This is a genomic window from Sphingomonas sp. 3-13AW (assembly GCF_049311085.1).
Classification (GTDB): domain Bacteria; phylum Pseudomonadota; class Alphaproteobacteria; order Sphingomonadales; family Sphingomonadaceae; genus Sphingomonas.
Genome location: NZ_JASNVZ010000051.1, coordinates 1 through 1978 on the forward strand (window position 1 = coordinate 1; position 1978 = coordinate 1978).

General features: G+C 60.6%; 2 protein-coding genes. One reads left to right on the forward strand and one right to left on the reverse strand.

All coding sequences use genetic code 11. From position 1 onward, the window contains the following. On the forward strand, positions 1 to 507 hold a 507-nt coding region (locus QP045_RS21435; RefSeq protein ID WP_422517035.1), incomplete at its 5' end, for a copper chaperone PCu(A)C. Between the two features lie 351 nt (positions 508 to 858). On the opposite strand, the gene QP045_RS21440 is transcribed toward QP045_RS21435, so the two are convergent. Then, positions 859 to 1773, reverse strand: coding sequence for a hypothetical protein (locus QP045_RS21440; protein ID WP_422517036.1), 915 nt, complete (start codon positions 1771 to 1773; stop codon positions 859 to 861). Between the last annotated feature and the right edge of the window lie 205 nt (positions 1774 to 1978).

Genomic DNA, 1978 nt, shown 5'->3' on the forward strand with positions numbered 1-1978 from the left:
GTCGCCGCCTGTCAGCCCCAGCCCCCGGCCGAGCCGCAGGCGCAAAAGGCCTGGATCCGCCTCCCCGCCGTCCCCGGCCGCCCGGCGGCCGGCTATATGACGCTGGTGGGGGGCAGGAAGGACGCGACGCTGGTCGCGATCACCACCCCCCGCGCCGCCCGCACCGAGCTGCACGAGAGCATGAAGATGGGCGCAGCCGGGCACGCGGGCACCGCCCCCCACACCGCCGATCCCGCCACCACCGGGCCCGCCGCCACCAAGCCAGCCGCCCACGGCATGCCGTCCATGTCCGGCGCCACCACCATGCGCCCGATCAAGGCGCTGCCGCTCCCCGCCGGCCAGACGGTAAAGCTCGCCCCCGGCGGCTACCACCTGATGCTCTATGATTTCGACGCGAGCATCGTCCCCGGCGGCGCCGTCCCCCTCCGCCTGCAATTCGCCGACGGCACGAGCGTGCTGGCGGAAGCGAAGGCGGTCGCGGCTGGGGATGCGGGGATGGAGGAATGACAAAGGCACCCGCACGTGAGGGCCCAAATTGCGACCGAGCTTCTGCTCAAGTCGATCTTCTGGACCCTACAAGCGCGTGAGACCGGGCTAAAAGGCGCTTTCGGCTTCAGGTGATCCAGCGAGACGGTGGGGCATGTTTCTTTAACAGCGCCGGGGCGCTACTGGATGCCACCCTCTTCATCCGTCGTCATGCATCGCCCTATCTTCGGCCCCTATCCATCCAGGACTTGCACGGCATACTCCTAGCTTTTGTGGACTAGCAGTTCGACCGTCTTAAGTTTGCCTGGCGGCAAGTTACGGAGTATCTTCCCTTCAGTGGTAATAAGAGCCATATCAAATCAAAGTCCACTATCAGGCTCTAGAATCCGGATCACATATGTTGTTCGAAACAATATCGGCACCACGCCGCTCGAATCTCTTGATAACAGAAATCGCCTGAAGAAGATAGTCGGCGACTAAAATTGCGTTGATACTGCTCTTCTGCGACGTGTACGACACTAGTCCATGCACAGCGGCATGCCGATTAGGAATAGGGTCTGCGCCAGCAGCAGCAACACGGCCCGCGTCTTTGAGGTGCAGGTACAGATGCTCAGTAAGTTTCTTGTAGAACCTCAACCCTGTCACACCTGTGGATGACATCTCTGCTGGTGTCAGTCCTCCAATTGCCGCAACCAAGCGGTTCTGACTCGCCATTTTATCGAGCGCACCACCGTGTATCTCAACACGCGCAACACGCTCGATTTCTGGATATAGAAGGCGGGGTGCGCAGCGGTAGTATCCTGCACCGTGAGCCGAAAGAGCCTCCCCGAAGCAATCCTTCGCCTCTTGGTCGAGGTCGCAAGCTTCTATGTCAGATCCCAGGTCAGCGCTTATACGACCCCAGTTGGACTCGTAAAAATCCCCGACTTCTCGATCTACCTCGACTAAGTCTAGATTGCCTTCTTCTAGGAAGTGAAAGGGCGAACTGCAGTGTGGAAGCCACCCCGCCCCTTCCAGCAGCTCACATTGCCGCTCTTGCTCCTGAAGCCATCGAAGCTGCTCCGAGAATGGCGCCATTGAAGCTTGCATCGCTTCAATCCTACGGCCCAGTTCTTCACCGACCGCTGTAATTGGCGCCACCATCTTCCGCCAGCGCTCGGCCGCTTCCTCGACTTCGGCGCCAACTGCCGCAAAGTGCGGAAATCGGACACGAGGAAGGTCCGTGACCGGTAGCCGGATGGTCGCAACGCTAGGCGCCTTCAGTAAGCGCTGGGCCTGCTCAACCATTGTAAGCATTTCTTCGCGCGACCGCCTACTCAAGCTAGCTCCTTCCACCTAGGCCTCCGAATAGATTTATCGCTGGGTCCTAGCACTACTTTGGCAGAAGAGCGTGGGGAGGTCTGTTGAGGCTGCATCCACAGTGAGGGCAGTGGTGCGGCGGTGAGCGGAACAGGCGGTCAAGGATGGCCTGGCGCACTGCTGGCAGGCTGGG